Raw genomic sequence first — 14,524 nt, 5'->3', positions numbered from 1 at the left:
TTTCAAATTTTCGGAGGAAGGGTGGAGCGGAACTCCGCGTAGCTGCGCAGATCCCGCAGGATCTCGTAGTCGCACCGCTTGGGGTCGCTCCTGACAAAGACGGAATCCTCCTCGTACTCCCCGAAGTGGTTCAGGGCGTCCCCAACAATATCCTCCGGCTCGTCGATGATGACCCCATTCTCATCGGAGAGGATGCCGTCGTCAAAATAGGTCAGGCTGATCTGGGTGTAGCCATCCATCTCCCCAAATTCCTTCGGGGAGATGACATAGGGGGCCTCCACCTCATGCTCCGGCTTCGGGGGCACCGAGGTGCGGGAATATCCAACCCGGCTGACCATCTTGGCGTAGTCGTTGATGTCGCCCTTCTCCTGGTTCTTGTTGGCCGCCAAAACGGTTTTGGGCGCCTCCTCCGGCTCGTCCTCTTTGGCCAGATGCTCCTTCAGAGCGGCGATCTCCTCCTTCAGCTGCTGCTCCCTGGCATAAAAGGCCTGCTTGGCGGAGTCAATCTCCTGCTCGGAAAGCTCGTCGTACCGCGTCTTGGCGACATACCATGCGGAAACGCCCCCCAGTGCGGCGCCTGCGAGAAAGGCCAGCGCTGTGCCAAGTTTACTCATTGTAGTCCTCCTCTTCGTCTTTAGTGCTCATGACGGTAATGGCAAGGCCCCCGAACAGCAGCGCCGCGCTGATCAGGAGCCCGCCGGTGATGTGGCGTTTTCTTCTGGTGTTGACCGCGTAGTCCAGCATGGACACCAGATTTGCAAATCCCTCCATACCGCTTACCTCCTGGACAAAATGGTGACGCCGCCGACCAGGCAGAGCCCCGATACGGTGGCCAGGGCGTAGGACAGCAGGGCTTTGATGCAGGTTTTCATAATGCGCGCCTCCTTTACTCATAACTGGAAAAATAATGCGCCCCCACCTGGAACAGGGGGACGCCGTAGGAATGATAGTGGCCAGTCCGGAAGAAGACCACCTCGCTGTTCGTGCGGTTCTCCAGCTCCTCCCGGACCAGCTGAACCAGCTCTTCCTTCACATAGCAGCGCTCGATACGCTCTCCATACATGCCGGCAAACTGGTTCTTCTGATAAATCACGTCGTGGACATTGCCGGGAAACCGGGGGTCGTCCACCCGGTTCAAAATGGTGTCGATAACCAGCCGCTGGCCCTCCTCCGGCTCGCCTTCCGCCTCCGCCATCACGCAGAGGGCGATCAGGTCGATCTCCTCCTGGGTCAGCGTGACGGCGTTGGGCTCTTCCATCGGTTCCTCCGGCTGGACGACAGGGGCCTTGGAGACCACAGGCTGAGGAATATCAGCCCGTTTCTCCGTCAGGTTGACCTGTTCCGCAACCGCATGGACCGGGGTGGCAACCGGCTCCAAAGCGGCGGCAGGCTCATACTCCACACAGAAGGACGCTCCGGTGAGCATTACGGCTGCAAGCAGCAGGGTCGCCAAAAATTTCTTCATGGCTCAGCCCTCACAGCGTCTGGTGGGTGGCCAGCGCGTCGGTGATGTCGCCCACCACGTTGAAGTCCAGGATAAAGGACCGCTCGTAGCCGTTCACGAAGTCCACCGCCTTCTCGCGGCACACCTCGAACATGCCGAAGTCCACAAAGTTGTCCCCCATGGGCTCTCTGGGGTCATAGATCCAGCCCACCACGGCGCCGGCCTTGGTCAGGCGGAAGCCCAGCATCTCATAGACCTCGTTGAGGAACAGGTGGCCGCGGGACTTGAGCCGGTCGTTGGCCTGGGCCTGAAGGGCCAGCAGGTAAAATTTGTTCTGCTCGGCATCCTTCATGTAGGCGGGGTGGCCCTCGTCAAAGATACGGGCATAGGGGCTGTACTTGGAGGGGTCCCAGCCCTCGGCGGCTACGTCCACCGTCTCCTTGACCTTCTTCTCCTTACCATTCTCGTCCACCACCGTGGTCTCGATCTCCTTGGCCTTGATATTGTAGCGCAGCTCCTTCTCCACCTGCTCGCCGAACCGCTCCAGCACACGGCCGCGGTAATCCTTAAAGTGTTTGTCCAGGGTGGCATAGGCCGCCGCCAGCGCCATGTTGCGCTTTCTCATGAGCTTGTGGCTGGTGAGGATGCAGGTGATGGACGCCGCGCCCAGCAGAACGGCGGGGGCATACAGCCTGATGTACTGGAAGCCGGTGTGGGCGTAGACCTGCATACGGTCGCCGCGGGCGTCCTCCTTGGTGTAGGTCTCTCCGGCCTGGGTAACGCCGGAATCCTCGGCGCTCTGAATCCGTTCGACGTCGTCCTGGGTCTTCTCTGCCACCTTGAGGGCCTTGGGAGTGGCTTGGCAGGCCATGACGGCGCTCACCACCACGCCGACCACGCCGGCGGCAACCAGGATTTCAGGGCTCTTCTTCTGAAGCTGGAACCCCACCTTGTTGAAGGTCAGGCTCACAGATTTCATGATTTCATTGGTTTTCATCGTCAAATATCCTCCTTAGAAAATGATCTCGCAATAGATTTATAGATTTTCCCCACGTTCTGGAGATTTCCGTTGAACTCCTCCAGCAGGTCGTCCAGCTTGTCGTCGAATTTCTCGGCGATCTGCTCCTTGGCCTTCTGCACGACCTCCTTCTTGAGCTTGCTCTCGTCGATCCGGGCGACGTTCTTGGCGATCTGGTCTGCCACACCGTCCGAAATCGCGTCATACTGGGCCTTTACCGCCGTGCCCACCCGGCTCTCGATCTCCCGCTTCGCGTCGGCCACGACCTCCTCCGTGGCCCGCTTGACCGCAGAATAGGACTCCCGCTCTACGGCCTTCTGAACCGCCTGGTCGATGACCTTTGCGGGAATATCGATTTCGGTGTTGTTGGCCAGGTTGTCGATGCTGGTGTCCAGCCGGTCGCACATCACCTTCATTTTGGAGTGGACGCCGATGGCGTAGCCCACGCCCACAAGCCCCAAAATGCAGATGCCGACGCCTACAAATGAATCCGCGTTAATCCGCATGGCGCTCCTCCTCATGCTCTCTCATGTACTCGTAATACTCGGTGTCCGTGGCGAACAGCATCCACCGGCCGCATACCAGACCCTTGTAGCCGCTGGAGGTCAAATATCCATACATGGCTGTGGCCTCCTTTTAGTTGATCTGAACCGTCCTCGGAAGCTGCAAGGTGTAGCCTTCCCGGGTCCGGATGACCTTTGCCGACTGAATATCCGTCCAGCCATAGCGGTTGGCCGTGTAATTGCGGCAGGTGATGCCCGCCAGGTCGTAGAGGTCGGCCACTGACGCGATGCCGTAGTTGGCGATGGCCGATTCCAGCTGATCCAGCACCAGCTCGGCGTCCCCGCGGGTCTCAAATATAATGTCGTCATATTCAAAGCCCGCGGCAGCTCTGGGCCGTCCGTACTCTCTGCGGTCATCCCGCCTGTCGTCCCAGTAGGTGAGCCGGGAGCGTCCGTCCCGCTTGCTCCTGCTTCCGCCGATGCGCCCGGAGTCGCCGAAGAGCACAATGCTGATCACGTCGGCGATGGCGTTCTTGATGCCGGGGATAATCACGTCCATCATGATATAGGACTTGACGTTCTCCCCGTCCTCCGGGACAAAGATGTTGACGAATTTCCGGGCCTCACTCTTCTTCCGGGTCTTGGCCGCTCCGGTCACCACCTTTTCCAGCTTCTTTTCCGCTTTTCCCGGTGCGGTAGAATCCGTTCTCTCCCTTGCGCTGTGGGAGTTGTTGGGATACTCTGCCATTACGGTTCCTCCTTGTAAGTGATGGGCTTGGGCTGGGGGAGTGTGATGATATAGCCGTCGTCCGTCTGGACGATCTCCACCCCGTCCACGGAGGTCCAGCCAATCCTTGTCATCTCGTATTTGAAATCGTGGATGCCGGCCAGCTCATACAAATCCGCCGCCGTTGCGTTGCCGTAGGTGCTGATGAGGGTCTTGAGCCCGTCCAGCACCTGCTCGGCGTCCTCCCCGGTCCCAAAGATGGGCTCTTCGTACTTCACACGGTCGTACCTGTTTTCCACGGCATACCGGATCGCTCTCCGTGTCGCCAGGCTCCCCAGCGCCATACCGCCCAATAACAACAGGGTGTTTTTCAAAATACCTCTCATGATGCAATTTTCTCCTTTCAAAAGCAAAAAAGGGAAAGCACCTGAAACAGGTACTCTCCCCCGGCGAACCTCTCTTCTGCTTACTTTTCAGAGTTCCCCTCGTCGGAATCCTCCGCAGTCTCTTCGACATCGGTGTACTCGACGTCTACCGCGTCGGTCCCGGCCTTTCTGGCAGCCTTCCGCTCGGCCAGCTTGGCGCCCGCAAACCCCCAGAGCTTCTTCGCCCCGCCAATCACGGCGTAAGCCAGGAAGCCTCCGACGATTCCTGCGACCAGCGCGCCAGCGTTTCCGCTGTCAACGGCCTCATCGACCTCCACGGTCTCGTCCATAACCTCGTTCTCCATCACTCTTGCGTTCATCTCTTCCATGTCAAGTTCCTCCTTATAAAGTTAGGTTCATTGGATGGTTCTCCATAATAGGAGATGCAATTTCTGCGGATGTCACCAGCCCAGATAGACCGGCGGGACCCGGTGCCCCAGCACCAGATAAGGGACGCCGTCCACCAGCTGGGAGCTGAAGTCCAGCTCAATGTAGCCCTTGTCGATGTCCCACCCCATGGTCTCTCCGATAGAGTCGTCGCAGGGCTCCAGGCCTATCTCCATCAGAAACTCATTGACGGTGATCTTCACCTCGTCCCGCATCCGCTTGTTCAGCGTGTTTTCCGCCCGGCGGAGGCTCTCGATGTCCGACTTGAAGCAGGTGTTGGTCAGCGGGTCGAAACAGGGGGTCTCGCCCCGTCCGGTGGAAATGAATTCCCGCTCTTTGACATTGGCCTTCTCCAGCTTGTCCTTGGCCACCGCGTCCCGGATGGCCTGCTCCTTCTTCACGCCGACCACCTCAACCGCCTTGTCCCGGTACTCCTTCAACGCGGTCTCCGAAATGGTGTAGGCCGTGACCAGGGCCGCGTTGCGCCGTGCGCTGATGGAACTGGCCCCGATGATGCAGGCCGCGGAGCATACGCCGGTGACGACCGGGGGAATATAACATTTCCAGGTGGTCTTGACGATCTCGCCGGTGGTCAGGCGCTTTCCGTCCCGGATTTCCTTTTCGTCCACCATCCGCAGGGCCTTGGGGGTGGCCTTGACCGCCATCACAGCGGCGGCGGTCATCCCGGCGATGCCGATGCCCGTCAAAATCTCCGGGCTGTGCTTTTTCACGGTTTTCTGCAACGCTTTCAGGGCGTTTGAAATTGCTTGTTTGTTCAATACGCCATCTCCTCTCATAAATATCAATGTTTTCATCGCTCCAGCTTCTCGATCTCATCGAGGAATCCCCTCACGGTTTCGGCCGCGATCCGAAAGATCCGGTGCTGCTGGTCCGTGACGCAGGTCTCGGCGTATAGCCCCAGCTTCGCGGCGAAACGCTCTACCGTCTCAGAGGCCAGTGTCCACGGGTGGCCCCAGACCTGTTGCAGCAGCTCCTCCACCGCCCAGCGGGAAAAGCTGACTTCCTCCGCCTCGTGCCTGGGCCAGTCGGACCTTGGCGGCTCCTCAAAGCCGTTCAGGACCTCCATGAGAAAGAGGATCGCCTGTTCGTTCATGGACAGCGGCTCCTGCAAAAGCAAAGAGCCCCGGTCAGGGCTCCTCGCTTTCCTTTTCTCCATGTTCACGGGCGGCCAGTGCTTCATTTATTTTCTCCTCGATAATCGCGTCCTGCTCCCTTCCGTCAGCCCAGGCGGACAGCAGTGTGCCGATCCCGCCCAGGGCCATACCTACAAAGGACAATACCTTAAATATCGTTTTCGAGTCCATAAAGTCAAACCTCCTGTTAAATATAGATTCTCCATAATAGGAGATGCAATTTCTGCGGAGCCCTCAGAGCTCCATGTCCTCGTATTCACGCTCGCTTACCGGCGGGAAGGGTGCGTCGATGATGTAGCACTCCACCTCGCCGTTGAGCCCGTCGTCTACCACGGTCTTTTGGTGGTCAAAGTCCACCCAGTAGAGCCCGTCCGAAACCATCCAGCCCACCTCGTCCCCGCCGGGTACCGGCTCGATGCCCAGGAACTCGTAAAACTGGTTCAGGGTAATGAATCCTCCGCCCAGGGCAAAGTTCCGGTTGAGGTGGTATTCGGCCTGGAGCACCTGGCTGATGGTGGCCTGAAAATACCGCTCCGAGATGGCGTCGTAGAATAGCCGCTCTTCCTCGCCGGCGTCCTCAAAGTCCAGAGAGGACGACCCGATCAGGGTGCCCGCGTAGATGGGCTGCTTTTTGCTCTTTTCGGCAGCCAAGGCTTCCATGATCCTCCGGTGGGCGTCTACGCCGTGGAGCTCCTTGACCTTGCGCTGGTAATCGTTGTAGGACCGGCTGACCAGGGCGTAGGCGCTGACCAGAGCCGCCTGCTGACGCCGGTTGAGGGCATTTGCTCCGAAAATACACCCGATTACAGCGATTCCCGTGGCCGCCGCCGGTACATAGCATTGCCAGCAGGCTCCTATCGTCTCCATTCGGGTCAAATTTCCGCCATTTTCCGCCTTTTTGACCGCTTTTGCCGCCTCAATGCGCTTGAGGGCCTTGGGTGTGGCCCTGACCGCCAGAGCCGCCGTGGCCACCACCCCCGCCGCGCTGACAACGGTCAATATCGTCGGCGCCGCCTTTTTGACCGCTTTCCCGGCTCCGTGGAGCAGGGTCGTTTTTGCGTTCACGTCCGTATCCTCCTTAAATATAATCAAAGATGTGGTGCTTCCGGCAGATCTCGCAGAATTCCTCCTGCAAAGCCCGGCGCACCTCCACAACAACCGGGACTGCGGGCGGCTCCGGCGTCTGAATGGAATGACCCAGCTCCTGTTCCACGAAATCCACTACCTTTCCGGCCGTACCCTCCAGAACATAGCCGGTATAAGCGGTAATGACAAGCTTTTTCCCGCTCTGTCAGCTTGGGCTTGCGGCGGAACCGGCGGTATTCCTTGAGAAGCTCCTGAATACCGAAGTCCTCGGCGGCCTTCTTCCAGTCCAAATGGCGTTTGTCCGCGTCGAGCACCACCATGCCATACTTGATGGACCGCACCAGCTCCTCCACGCTGGCTCCGTACCAGCACATGTCGCCGATCAGATTGGTGGTCTTGCCCAGCTCGATCTTGTGCTGGTTGGGGTGCTTGAAGACCGGCATTACCTGGCCGGGAATGGCGTACTGGCTCTTGTAGTCAAACTTCTGGAGCTCCTCAAAAGCCTCGTCGGTCAGGAAGGGGCGGATGCCGCGCTCGCTCAGAATATCAAGATAGGTCTTAACCATGATGTTTTCTCCTTTCGAGTATTAAATCTGAATCACTGCGTCGGGGTTGAGGACCACAATGGAGTCACAGTCCCACCCATACAAAGCGAGATATAAATCATCGGCCCGCTGGTCTTGGTATTCCTCCCCATACCAGCAGAGTTCAACAGCGTCAATTCCTCGCCGCAGACATTCCACAAAGTCAATTTCCTCCCACATGCCGGGCGGAACGTCTCTCACCATCGGAAGCTGTCGCAGATCGTTCAAATTATGAATGACCGCTACTTTTTCCGGATTTCGCATGATAAACTGAAATGAGGGTTCTGCGGCGCAATCCCGAAAGGAATTCTCCTCGCACCATTTGGCCCAGCCGTAGGACGCACGTTTTCTCGATGCCCATAGACCTCCGTGGGGCTTTACCCAGGAGTATTTCGTGTTTACCACCGGAAACCCATGGCTCGGGTCGAAGGCGTCCGCGCCATAATGAATGTAAACTTCTCCAGTCATTGTTTCTCCTTTTCTGTTTAGTCAAAATATAATCCGTCCAGGATGGACTGGGCCGCGTCCCTGGAGATAGAAAAGACGAACCGTGGGTCGTCCTCTTTTGCTGTGGCAGACATCCTCTCCACAAATCTCGCTACTACGGCGGTGGGAGAGTCTCCTTCATGCCTGCCAATCTCCCGGAGCAGCTGTTGCAGGGTAAATTTCTGAATGCTGAGCTCCTCGAAATACTGGTCGTTGGGCGGAGCAAGCCGCATGTTATGCTCGATGTCGCCGATAAGGTCCTGTATAAAATCCCCCATGACCACATCGGGGTATCCAATTTCCGCTTTCATGGCGTCAGGGCTCGTAGGGAACCTGCTCCACGTCCCCGCCGGGAACGGTCACCGACCGCATCAGCCGCCCGGTCACCTCGTCAAAGTAGATGGTGTCCGCCATGTGGTCCCAGTCCTCGAACTGCTCCGAGATATTTTTGCCACGGGACCGCCGCAGGGCAATCAGCTCCTCGGCAATGACCCGCCGCCACGCCCTGGCAACCGGCTTCCGACTCTGGGCAAGGACGCTGTAGAGTCCGCTCTCGGTGAGGAACGTCACCCGCCGGTGTTGACCCGCCACTTCCGATGACAGCACCAGCCTCTCGTCCTCTTCGCAAAGGTTGGTCAGGTTCCAAATATTGTTCGGCCCATAGTCCATCAGCTCGGCGACGTCCCCCGCCTTGAACAGGGGCTCGTCCAAATCCCGATACACCGGGAGGGTACAGGTCTTGAACTTGATCTCGCCCACAATTTTAACTTCCATGCTCATTTTCTCCTTTCAAATATTGCTCCGTTTGTATTCTTTTGCCCGGTCCCGCAGCTGTTGGAACAGAATATCCGTGAGACCCATCGCAAATTCATTGATTTTCGCCTGCGCCCCGTCTGGCAGAGAGGCAATGCTCGACACGTTATAGGTGGCGAATATGGCCCGCTTTACAATATCCCAGCCCGTCTCTCCGGAAATCCGGTTTGGAAACACAAAGGCGCGGTCCTTGGGATGATGATACGAGCGGTTGAACTCCCTTGCCAATTTGAGAAAGTGCTGATGCGCCGGCCGCAGGAAATCCCTCTGTTTGCACTTTTTGCAGTTCGGACCGGCGTCCGTGAATCCGTTCAGTTCGTATCCGCACGACCGAACCAGCTTCGCAATGTCGTCCAGGGTCTTTTTCCCCGCGCCCCTCGCCTTTGCAATGTCGTCGCGGGTCAAATTCAAAATATCCCCTAACGTGCGAAGACCGAGACGATGCGCCAGAACATTGTAAGCGCGTACTGAGAACACATCGTCTTCGAGGTGCTCGCTCCAAAGAACTTCAAGCTCCGTGTCCAGCGGCCGTTTCTCCATGGTAAACTCCTTTCCAAACTTGTTTTTTTTCTCCATGCAAAAGCGAAAGAGAAAGTGCCGGACTCGAACCGGCGGCCTCAGGCATTTCAGCCTGCGCTCTACCATTGAGCTAACTTCCTCTCCATAATAGGAATTGCAAAATCTGCGAAAACCTAAGAGAGGCAGGTGGGTTTCCGTCTTGCGTTGCCTACTACCACCCTCGCTTCGTAGCTCGCTGTATGCCTCTCCACAATAGAACCTGCGGAATCTGCGGAAGAAAGACAAAAGCCCCTGTTATGGGGCCTCTGCCTCAGAGCCCGATGCTCTTCAATAATTTGTCAAGCTCTTCCTTTGTGAGCTCCAGATCGACGTCCAGATGTACGTGTGTCTTTTCATCAACCACCGTTGTCCGCAGCCGGTTGAGCCGAATATCCATATCGTAGCCCAGCTTCTTACGCACAACGGTCCTTGCGATTTTTGATACAAGTCCTGTTGTAAATTTCGATTCCAGTCTCATTTCGTCCATGCCCCTTTACCTCCTTTTACGAGCATCGTTCTCCGTAATAGGAGCTGCGAAATAAGCGCAAAAATAAAAGGAAAAGCCCTTGTCTGGGCCGTTCCCTTTAATAAATCCAGTTTTCTTTTGCAAAGAACAGCGGAACTGCAATCATCCCGATAAATACCAGCGCCGTGGCGTCCTGCTCCAGGAATGTCGGAACACTCCCGCAGAGCATCAGCCCCACAGCGTACAGCTTGTTCTTGAATGTTTTCATAAACCGCAACCCCTTTCAAAATCAGTTGGTTTCTCATAAAGGAGGTTGTCAAATCGGCGTATGGTCGAAGACCGTCTCCCAGGGCTGCTTGGGCAGGGGCTTCATCTTCAGCGCCCACATGATCTGCCGGATGGTCACGGTGGGGTAGAGGCCGTCCGTACCCGTCCCGGCCCGGCGGTCAAAGAACGCCCGAAACCGGGGGTGCAGATATAATGGGTCCGTCAGCCACTCGTCTACCTCGGCCCAGAAGGTGTGCTTCGTCTCCGGGTCGTACCGCTGCTGAATCACCGCCAGGCCCCGTTCGCCGACAAGGAACAGGGTGCAGTGGTTATAGACCGGATGGTCGCAGCAGTAGCGCTGTCCGTACATGGAAAGATAAATGGGCGGCTTCTCGTAGTGATAGCGCATGTCTGCCTCCAAATATAAAAGAGGAAAAGCCCCTGTTACAGGGCTCCTCCTCTACGTTGGTCATGCTTAGTCGTCGAACATTCTGCACGACGGCTTGCAGTAGGGGTATGGGCCTCCGCACGCTCTGCACCCGGCGGGCGGCATGTCGTTCCGGAAGACCAGGTAGTCATCGCCTCTTTCATCCTGTACGAGCTCCATCGGATCTCCGCTCTCATACTCGTACTCCATCTCGTCAATCTCCCATCCGCAGGACGGGCAGGCGTAAATATCACAACCTCCTCTTGGGTCTTCTCTCCGGTCCATCACCGCCCCGCACCGGTTGCAGATCGCGAACCCCCGGTTCAGGTAGTCCATCAGTTCGTCTCCTGCCGGCCGAATGACCTTTTTACCCTTCTTACGCATTTGCATTACCTCCTAAGTCGTCCGGGCCTTGCGGCTCCGGCTGATATTGAGGTAAAGAGCGCTCTCTCCTCATAAAACGCCTTGTAAATTTGGCGAGGACTATGGTAAAATGGAAACATCCTTTATGTATGGAGGGGCGAATATGGCTGTTTGTATAGAATGCGGCAAAGAGTTTGATGTTGCCGCCGTGAGACGAAAGCTCAGTCGAGAATATTATAAGGGTGTTTACGACGATCAATACCCAGACGCCAATGTTTGCTATGATTGCGCTCTTCCCGACATCAGCGCCAGTTGGGGGACAGGAGAAGACCAAATCAAAGACATGGGCTCCGGTTGGGACCCTGACTAAAAAAGCAAGAGTCTTCGTCAGACCCTTGCTATTGCGGAGTTATCCGTTTGGAGTGCGTCTTTTCTCGTCAATGATTTTGAAGTTATTGATCCATTTTTCCATCAACGCGATGGGCTCTCGCATAACCGCCGCAATTTCTTCTGCATTTTTCCCAGCGTCATATAAGCGGCGTGCACGCCCAATGCGTAGAATCAATTTTGAACGTTTCAATTCTTCTGTCATTTTCATTTGCGAAACCTCCTTAAATTCAGATTTCTCCATAAAACACCATGCCGAATATGCGGATAAAACGAAGAGACTGTGCTGTCTGCACGGCCTCTTCATTTTCTTTTCGAGCCTATTCGTTACTTTGTCGGCCGAAAACGGCTGAACAGATTCCTGAACGTGGTGGACGAGTAAACTCCGGACTCCTCAAACTTGAATCCCCGTCTCATCCAGATGCCATAGAACATCAGCGGCAACACCAGTTCCACGCCGGCCACCGCAATGCGCATATACCGGTCGATCTTCTGCTCCCGAAGCTGACGGTTCTGAAGCTCCTCCTCGCGGGCGCGGTCGGCATCTTTGCAGGCAAGCTCCTCCCTGCGCTGTCTGCCGTCCATCTCCCGCCGCTCGGACTTCTCATCCACGTCGGCCTGGGCCCTGATCTCCTCGATACGCAGCTTGTGCAGCGCCGCCAGATCCCGGATCGCTTTCGCTCTCTCCTCGTTTCCGGACGGAAGGGTCCGCAGATTCGCGAGCTCCGTCTCGATCACATCATCCAACAACGTTTTAATCTCTGCCATATGCTTTTTCTCCTTTCAAAAATCAGAATTGGCTCCATAATAGCCGATGTTATTCGTGCGTACCCGGCGTTCGATGTCTCTTGCGGCCGCAGGGCTGTGGTGCTATACTCATAAAAAGAACTATTATTCTTCGGAAAGGATGGCTTATACCCATGACGATTTATGCTACGCAAGAGAGACCTGGCTGTGTCACGCATAGTTATTATTGGAATGAGTATCGCCTGGAAGATGGCCAAATTGTCCTTTACAGATGTGGACGGAAAAGGATTTTCGATGGTCGGGAAAACGAATGGGTCCATTCCGAACGGCGAAAGACCTCCTGGACCATTGACGATCCTGATTTGCCGGATTGGTTGCACAAGTATATATCGAAATGAAAAGAAAGGGGCGTCCGTTATCGGACGATCCCCTTCTTTTTCGCGTATTTCAACAATTCATCGTCATCTCTGAGAAGGTCGTCGCCCATATCGACCCCTTTCCAAATCATACGGTCTCCCAGTTCCGTCAAGCAGGAGCCGATATCGACCAGCCACTGTGTCATCCAGAGTTTCAATTTCTTCATTACAATACACCTCCATAAAGGCCTATGTCATTCGTGCGGCAGGAAGTCCTCCACCTTGACCCGGAAGACCACCCGTTTCTTCCGCATAACGGTTCGTATATCCGTATCCAGCTCAAGATATAAATGAGGGCCTTCGTCCGCGAAATCGGAATGGTCCACCCGCAGGTCGCCGACCGGACGATCCTGGAACAGATACATGCCAATCAAAATTCCAATGCAAAGCGCCGCGATCGCTGCAATAATCGCCAAATTCAATTCCTCCTTTAATGCTGTTTTCTCAAATTTTCCACCCGGGAATTTTTCAGGATATCACTCTAACACGCTTTCCGGCCGGCTGCGTATGGAAAATAGAAAGCAAAGGGCCTGCTCAGCCCTTGCTCCTGGATTTGAGTTTCCATTTCAGCTGTTCCAGCTTTGTGGAAGCCGCGTTCCTGACCTCCGGAATGGACGCCAACGCGACCGCCATCGTAACGGCGGACACGATCACCTGTCCGATCCAAAGCCTCAGCTCCCGGCTTGCCTCGATTTGCTTGTAAGTCATAATGGTATCACCTCCATAATAGCCGCTGCCGTTTCTGCGAAATACAAAAAGGAAAGAGCCCGCGTTTCCGCAGGCCCAATCCTTACTCTTCGTATTCTTCTAATGCTTTTTCCAATTCGATGATGTGCGCTATCCGAAGTATGATTTCATCTAATTCGTCCTCAAGCGCAAAACTGTTTTCCCATAAGTCTTCAAATCCACCCGGGTTCTTGTCATTTTCCCGAATGAATCGGACTAACTGTTTCACAGCATTGAACTTGTTGTCCGCCACCTTTTCCAAAATCGTTTTCTTCATGGCATTTCACCTCCATAAAGGAGCCTGCCTATTCCGCGGACTTGTCCTCGTACACAACCCGTTTCCTTAGGGCACTCCATGGAACATACCGCTCCTTCCGGCAGACCGGGCACCAGAACCGGCTTGTCTTTCCGCCGATGTCCACCAGATCGCCGCAGTCGGCCTCCAGCCTGCTCCCGCAGTTCGGGCAGTTGAACCGGTAGCATTGCCGGACAGCCACGTCCACAACCCGCAACCTCAATCCCTCCTCTTGCTCAGCAGCCAGAAGAACCGTCTGTACGCGGCGTAATAGACGTCCCGGCAGCAGGGAATATCATACTTCATCTTCAGCGCATCGTAGGACAGCCCCTCGGTCACGCCCCGCAGCAGATAGGAGTAGAGGTCGGGCTCCGCCTCGATGGCCGCCTGCTCCACCATCTCCATGCGCTCCCCGAAGAATATCCGGGACTGGGCGCACCGCTCTGTTGGGTCGCCCTTCGCCTGCCCGCAGCTCACAAAGACCTGGAGGTCGGCCGGCCGCCTGCTCAGCCCATCCAGGGCCAGTCGGGCCTTTTTCCAAATGGGGTATTGCAGGCAGAAATGCTTCAGCTCGTAGTAGCGGTGCTTGCCGATCCAGTAGGGGTTCTTCTGCGAAAGCTCCGGGCGCATGTCATTTCTCATCGTCGTTCTCCTCTCCAGAAATATCCGGTTTCCTCGTACAATCGTTTTGGCGAGATGTAGAAATTGATCCGGCCATACCGGGAATCCATCTCCTCAATGCTGGCCACCAGATTGCCGTTCCGGGTCGCCTTGCCGATGGGCAGCCAGCCGGAGATAATTCCGGCCCTCACCCAGGACGCGTCTTTTCCATAAACACGGGCCACCACCGCCACAGGGACGGAGCCCGGATGGAACTCTTGTTCATTCATCGGCGTCTGCCTCCTTTCAACGGCTATTCTAAGGGCGCAGCCCCGTTTTCGTAAAAACAACCTCGGTGGAAAGAAAAAGAAAAGGAGCCGCCTGTTGCAGCGGCTCCCGCCCTTTAGAAACGATTCCTTTTCCGGGCCCAATGGTTGAACGTCTTTCCAACCGTCTTCCGAATCCCGATCCACCAGGCCGGCTCAAACATGGCAATGATATACACCGCGCTGAAAATCGCGCCGATGACTGTCACAATGCCGCTGAGTTTGAGATATCCGCCCCAGGTGACCGGCTTCTCTGTCCATTTCTGCTTGTTCATCCTTGATTACCTCCTAAAAAGTTTTGTCTCCATAAAGGAGACGG

General features: G+C 55.9%; 33 protein-coding genes and 1 tRNA gene. 1 reads left to right on the top strand and 33 read right to left on the bottom strand.

Annotated features, from left to right (window positions below):
* Positions 1-2 precede the first annotated feature (2 nt).
* The 23 genes from E0E29_RS09360 to E0E29_RS09265 all read right to left on the bottom strand — a co-directional run bounded on the left by E0E29_RS09360 (position 3) and on the right by E0E29_RS09265 (position 10,729).
* Positions 3-614, bottom strand: coding sequence for a hypothetical protein (locus E0E29_RS09360; protein WP_024723719.1), 612 nt, complete (start codon positions 612-614; stop codon positions 3-5).
* Positions 607-771 carry a hypothetical protein gene (locus tag E0E29_RS09355; RefSeq protein WP_024723720.1) on the bottom strand — a complete coding sequence of 55 codons (165 nt, stop codon included), beginning with the start codon at positions 769-771 and terminating at the stop codon, positions 607-609. Before E0E29_RS09355 ends, E0E29_RS09360 begins: the two co-directional genes overlap by 8 nt.
* Before the next feature lie 115 nt (positions 772-886).
* Positions 887-1,465, bottom strand: coding sequence for a cell wall hydrolase (locus tag E0E29_RS09350; protein WP_242622441.1), 579 nt, complete (start codon positions 1,463-1,465; stop codon positions 887-889).
* A 10-nt stretch (positions 1,466-1,475) separates the two neighbouring features.
* Positions 1,476-2,441, bottom strand: coding sequence for a DUF6353 family protein (locus E0E29_RS09345; RefSeq protein ID WP_130849640.1), 966 nt, complete (start codon positions 2,439-2,441; stop codon positions 1,476-1,478).
* 2 nt (positions 2,442-2,443) lie between these two features.
* Positions 2,444-2,968, bottom strand: coding sequence for a hypothetical protein (locus E0E29_RS09340; protein ID WP_024723723.1), 525 nt, complete (start codon positions 2,966-2,968; stop codon positions 2,444-2,446).
* Positions 2,958-3,083 carry a hypothetical protein gene (locus tag E0E29_RS19025; protein ID WP_262669935.1) on the bottom strand — a complete coding sequence of 42 codons (126 nt, stop codon included), beginning with the start codon at positions 3,081-3,083 and terminating at the stop codon, positions 2,958-2,960. Before E0E29_RS19025 ends, E0E29_RS09340 begins: the two co-directional genes overlap by 11 nt.
* Positions 3,084-3,098: 15 nt before the next feature.
* Positions 3,099-3,713, bottom strand: a complete 615-nt coding sequence (locus E0E29_RS09335; protein WP_130849639.1) for a hypothetical protein — start codon at positions 3,711-3,713, stop codon at positions 3,099-3,101.
* A complete protein-coding gene (locus E0E29_RS09330; RefSeq protein WP_130849638.1) occupies positions 3,713-4,078 on the bottom strand; it encodes a hypothetical protein in 366 nt (121 codons plus the stop codon). Before E0E29_RS09330 ends, E0E29_RS09335 begins: the two co-directional genes overlap by 1 nt.
* Positions 4,079-4,158: 80 nt before the next feature.
* Positions 4,159-4,446 (bottom strand): hypothetical protein, encoded by a 288-nt coding sequence (locus E0E29_RS09325; RefSeq protein ID WP_024723726.1) that lies wholly within the window; start codon positions 4,444-4,446, stop codon positions 4,159-4,161.
* A gap of 72 nt (positions 4,447-4,518) precedes the next feature.
* Positions 4,519-5,283 carry a DUF6353 family protein gene (locus E0E29_RS09320; protein ID WP_119345235.1) on the bottom strand — a complete coding sequence of 255 codons (765 nt, stop codon included), beginning with the start codon at positions 5,281-5,283 and terminating at the stop codon, positions 4,519-4,521.
* A gap of 32 nt (positions 5,284-5,315) precedes the next feature.
* Positions 5,316-5,618, bottom strand: coding sequence for a hypothetical protein (locus E0E29_RS09315; RefSeq protein ID WP_130849637.1), 303 nt, complete (start codon positions 5,616-5,618; stop codon positions 5,316-5,318).
* A gap of 34 nt (positions 5,619-5,652) precedes the next feature.
* Positions 5,653-5,829: a hypothetical protein gene (locus E0E29_RS18135; RefSeq protein WP_165449857.1), complete on the bottom strand. Its 177-nt coding sequence runs from the start codon at positions 5,827-5,829 to the stop codon at positions 5,653-5,655.
* Between the two features lie 63 nt (positions 5,830-5,892).
* Entirely contained in the window at positions 5,893-6,723 is an 831-nt protein-coding gene (locus E0E29_RS09310) for a DUF6353 family protein (protein WP_130849636.1), read from the bottom strand.
* Positions 6,724-6,746: 23 nt separating this feature from the next.
* On the bottom strand, positions 6,747-7,310 hold the full coding sequence (locus E0E29_RS09305) for a hypothetical protein (protein ID WP_130849635.1): 564 nt from the start codon (positions 7,308-7,310) through the stop codon (positions 6,747-6,749).
* Between the two features lie 21 nt (positions 7,311-7,331).
* The gene (locus E0E29_RS09300) at positions 7,332-7,796 is read right to left on the bottom strand and encodes a hypothetical protein (protein ID WP_130849634.1); all 465 of its coding nucleotides are present in this window, start codon (positions 7,794-7,796) and stop codon (positions 7,332-7,334) included.
* 17 nt (positions 7,797-7,813) lie between these two features.
* A complete protein-coding gene (locus E0E29_RS09295; RefSeq protein ID WP_024723732.1) occupies positions 7,814-8,125 on the bottom strand; it encodes a hypothetical protein in 312 nt (103 codons plus the stop codon).
* Positions 8,126-8,129: 4 nt separating this feature from the next.
* Positions 8,130-8,588: a BRO-N domain-containing protein gene (locus tag E0E29_RS09290; protein WP_195309248.1), complete on the bottom strand. Its 459-nt coding sequence runs from the start codon at positions 8,586-8,588 to the stop codon at positions 8,130-8,132.
* 15 nt (positions 8,589-8,603) lie between these two features.
* On the bottom strand, positions 8,604-9,167 hold the full coding sequence (locus E0E29_RS09285) for a DNA-directed RNA polymerase subunit alpha C-terminal domain-containing protein (RefSeq protein WP_165449856.1): 564 nt from the start codon (positions 9,165-9,167) through the stop codon (positions 8,604-8,606).
* Between the two features lie 48 nt (positions 9,168-9,215).
* Positions 9,216-9,286 (bottom strand) — tRNA-OTHER (locus E0E29_RS09280).
* A gap of 170 nt (positions 9,287-9,456) precedes the next feature.
* Positions 9,457-9,672 (bottom strand): hypothetical protein, encoded by a 216-nt coding sequence (locus E0E29_RS09275; RefSeq protein WP_024723735.1) that lies wholly within the window; start codon positions 9,670-9,672, stop codon positions 9,457-9,459.
* Positions 9,673-9,769: 97 nt separating this feature from the next.
* Entirely contained in the window at positions 9,770-9,919 is a 150-nt protein-coding gene (locus E0E29_RS18130) for a hypothetical protein (protein WP_165449855.1), read from the bottom strand.
* 48 nt (positions 9,920-9,967) lie between these two features.
* A complete protein-coding gene (locus tag E0E29_RS09270) occupies positions 9,968-10,327 on the bottom strand; it encodes a hypothetical protein (protein WP_024723736.1) in 360 nt (119 codons plus the stop codon).
* Positions 10,328-10,393: 66 nt separating this feature from the next.
* A complete protein-coding gene (locus E0E29_RS09265) occupies positions 10,394-10,729 on the bottom strand; it encodes a hypothetical protein (RefSeq protein WP_130850836.1) in 336 nt (111 codons plus the stop codon).
* Between the two features lie 142 nt (positions 10,730-10,871).
* Between E0E29_RS09265 and E0E29_RS09260 the strand changes: the two genes are divergently transcribed.
* Positions 10,872-11,078 carry a hypothetical protein gene (locus E0E29_RS09260; RefSeq protein ID WP_024723739.1) on the top strand — a complete coding sequence of 69 codons (207 nt, stop codon included), beginning with the start codon at positions 10,872-10,874 and terminating at the stop codon, positions 11,076-11,078.
* Between the two features lie 39 nt (positions 11,079-11,117).
* Here E0E29_RS09260 and E0E29_RS09255 read toward each other — a convergent pair whose 3' ends face one another.
* The 10 genes from E0E29_RS09255 to E0E29_RS09215 all read right to left on the bottom strand — a co-directional run bounded on the left by E0E29_RS09255 (position 11,118) and on the right by E0E29_RS09215 (position 14,480).
* Positions 11,118-11,306 carry a hypothetical protein gene (locus E0E29_RS09255; RefSeq protein ID WP_130849631.1) on the bottom strand — a complete coding sequence of 63 codons (189 nt, stop codon included), beginning with the start codon at positions 11,304-11,306 and terminating at the stop codon, positions 11,118-11,120.
* A gap of 116 nt (positions 11,307-11,422) precedes the next feature.
* On the bottom strand, positions 11,423-11,863 hold the full coding sequence (locus tag E0E29_RS09250; RefSeq protein WP_130849630.1) for a hypothetical protein: 441 nt from the start codon (positions 11,861-11,863) through the stop codon (positions 11,423-11,425).
* Between the two features lie 394 nt (positions 11,864-12,257).
* The gene (locus E0E29_RS18125) at positions 12,258-12,425 is read right to left on the bottom strand and encodes a hypothetical protein (protein ID WP_165449854.1); all 168 of its coding nucleotides are present in this window, start codon (positions 12,423-12,425) and stop codon (positions 12,258-12,260) included.
* Positions 12,426-12,452: 27 nt separating this feature from the next.
* A complete protein-coding gene (locus tag E0E29_RS09240; RefSeq protein ID WP_130849628.1) occupies positions 12,453-12,674 on the bottom strand; it encodes a beta-lactamase induction signal transducer protein in 222 nt (73 codons plus the stop codon).
* A 118-nt stretch (positions 12,675-12,792) separates the two neighbouring features.
* The gene (locus E0E29_RS18120) at positions 12,793-12,966 is read right to left on the bottom strand and encodes a hypothetical protein (protein WP_165449853.1); all 174 of its coding nucleotides are present in this window, start codon (positions 12,964-12,966) and stop codon (positions 12,793-12,795) included.
* A gap of 82 nt (positions 12,967-13,048) precedes the next feature.
* Entirely contained in the window at positions 13,049-13,261 is a 213-nt protein-coding gene (locus E0E29_RS09235; RefSeq protein WP_024723743.1) for a hypothetical protein, read from the bottom strand.
* A gap of 28 nt (positions 13,262-13,289) precedes the next feature.
* Entirely contained in the window at positions 13,290-13,487 is a 198-nt protein-coding gene (locus tag E0E29_RS09230) for a DNA-directed RNA polymerase (protein ID WP_334260280.1), read from the bottom strand.
* A gap of 11 nt (positions 13,488-13,498) precedes the next feature.
* The gene (locus tag E0E29_RS09225; protein WP_130849627.1) at positions 13,499-13,921 is read right to left on the bottom strand and encodes a hypothetical protein; all 423 of its coding nucleotides are present in this window, start codon (positions 13,919-13,921) and stop codon (positions 13,499-13,501) included.
* Entirely contained in the window at positions 13,918-14,169 is a 252-nt protein-coding gene (locus E0E29_RS09220; RefSeq protein ID WP_024723746.1) for a hypothetical protein, read from the bottom strand. The genes E0E29_RS09225 and E0E29_RS09220 overlap by 4 nt, the downstream gene beginning before the upstream one ends.
* Before the next feature lie 113 nt (positions 14,170-14,282).
* Positions 14,283-14,480, bottom strand: a complete 198-nt coding sequence (locus E0E29_RS09215; RefSeq protein ID WP_024723747.1) for a hypothetical protein — start codon at positions 14,478-14,480, stop codon at positions 14,283-14,285.
* Positions 14,481-14,524 lie beyond the last annotated feature (44 nt).

It is taken from the genome of Intestinimonas timonensis, assembly GCF_900626145.1.
In the GTDB taxonomy this organism is placed as follows: Bacteria; Bacillota; Clostridia; order Oscillospirales; family Oscillospiraceae; genus Intestinimonas; species Intestinimonas aquisgranensis.
This window is presented reverse-complemented; position numbering and strand designations above follow the sequence as displayed.

Coding starts and splice junctions, on each gene's coding strand:
- E0E29_RS09360 (WP_024723719.1), bottom strand. CDS start 614: ATGAGTAAACTTGGCACAGCGCTGGCCTTTCTCGCAGGCGCCGCACTG.
- E0E29_RS09355 (WP_024723720.1), bottom strand. CDS start 771: ATGGAGGGATTTGCAAATCTGGTGTCCATGCTGGACTACGCGGTCAAC.
- E0E29_RS09350 (WP_242622441.1), bottom strand. CDS start 1,465: ATGAAGAAATTTTTGGCGACCCTGCTGCTTGCAGCCGTAATGCTCACC.
- E0E29_RS09345 (WP_130849640.1), bottom strand. CDS start 2,441: ATGAAAACCAATGAAATCATGAAATCTGTGAGCCTGACCTTCAACAAG.
- E0E29_RS09340 (WP_024723723.1), bottom strand. CDS start 2,968: ATGCGGATTAACGCGGATTCATTTGTAGGCGTCGGCATCTGCATTTTG.
- E0E29_RS19025 (WP_262669935.1), bottom strand. CDS start 3,083: ATGTATGGATATTTGACCTCCAGCGGCTACAAGGGTCTGGTATGCGGC.
- E0E29_RS09335 (WP_130849639.1), bottom strand. CDS start 3,713: ATGGCAGAGTATCCCAACAACTCCCACAGCGCAAGGGAGAGAACGGAT.
- E0E29_RS09330 (WP_130849638.1), bottom strand. CDS start 4,078: ATGAGAGGTATTTTGAAAAACACCCTGTTGTTATTGGGCGGTATGGCG.
- E0E29_RS09325 (WP_024723726.1), bottom strand. CDS start 4,446: ATGGAAGAGATGAACGCAAGAGTGATGGAGAACGAGGTTATGGACGAG.
- E0E29_RS09315 (WP_130849637.1), bottom strand. CDS start 5,618: ATGAACGAACAGGCGATCCTCTTTCTCATGGAGGTCCTGAACGGCTTT.
- E0E29_RS18135 (WP_165449857.1), bottom strand. CDS start 5,829: ATGGACTCGAAAACGATATTTAAGGTATTGTCCTTTGTAGGTATGGCC.
- E0E29_RS09305 (WP_130849635.1), bottom strand. CDS start 7,310: ATGGTTAAGACCTATCTTGATATTCTGAGCGAGCGCGGCATCCGCCCC.
- E0E29_RS09300 (WP_130849634.1), bottom strand. CDS start 7,796: ATGACTGGAGAAGTTTACATTCATTATGGCGCGGACGCCTTCGACCCG.
- E0E29_RS09295 (WP_024723732.1), bottom strand. CDS start 8,125: ATGAAAGCGGAAATTGGATACCCCGATGTGGTCATGGGGGATTTTATA.
- E0E29_RS09290 (WP_195309248.1), bottom strand. CDS start 8,588: ATGGAAGTTAAAATTGTGGGCGAGATCAAGTTCAAGACCTGTACCCTC.
- E0E29_RS09285 (WP_165449856.1), bottom strand. CDS start 9,167: ATGGAGAAACGGCCGCTGGACACGGAGCTTGAAGTTCTTTGGAGCGAG.
- E0E29_RS09275 (WP_024723735.1), bottom strand. CDS start 9,672: ATGGACGAAATGAGACTGGAATCGAAATTTACAACAGGACTTGTATCA.
- E0E29_RS18130 (WP_165449855.1), bottom strand. CDS start 9,919: ATGAAAACATTCAAGAACAAGCTGTACGCTGTGGGGCTGATGCTCTGC.
- E0E29_RS09270 (WP_024723736.1), bottom strand. CDS start 10,327: ATGCGCTATCACTACGAGAAGCCGCCCATTTATCTTTCCATGTACGGA.
- E0E29_RS09265 (WP_130850836.1), bottom strand. CDS start 10,729: ATGCGTAAGAAGGGTAAAAAGGTCATTCGGCCGGCAGGAGACGAACTG.
- E0E29_RS09260 (WP_024723739.1), top strand. CDS start 10,872: ATGGCTGTTTGTATAGAATGCGGCAAAGAGTTTGATGTTGCCGCCGTG.
- E0E29_RS09255 (WP_130849631.1), bottom strand. CDS start 11,306: ATGAAAATGACAGAAGAATTGAAACGTTCAAAATTGATTCTACGCATT.
- E0E29_RS09250 (WP_130849630.1), bottom strand. CDS start 11,863: ATGGCAGAGATTAAAACGTTGTTGGATGATGTGATCGAGACGGAGCTC.
- E0E29_RS18125 (WP_165449854.1), bottom strand. CDS start 12,425: ATGAAGAAATTGAAACTCTGGATGACACAGTGGCTGGTCGATATCGGC.
- E0E29_RS18120 (WP_165449853.1), bottom strand. CDS start 12,966: ATGACTTACAAGCAAATCGAGGCAAGCCGGGAGCTGAGGCTTTGGATC.
- E0E29_RS09235 (WP_024723743.1), bottom strand. CDS start 13,261: ATGAAGAAAACGATTTTGGAAAAGGTGGCGGACAACAAGTTCAATGCT.
- E0E29_RS09225 (WP_130849627.1), bottom strand. CDS start 13,921: ATGAGAAATGACATGCGCCCGGAGCTTTCGCAGAAGAACCCCTACTGG.
- E0E29_RS09220 (WP_024723746.1), bottom strand. CDS start 14,169: ATGAATGAACAAGAGTTCCATCCGGGCTCCGTCCCTGTGGCGGTGGTG.
- E0E29_RS09215 (WP_024723747.1), bottom strand. CDS start 14,480: ATGAACAAGCAGAAATGGACAGAGAAGCCGGTCACCTGGGGCGGATAT.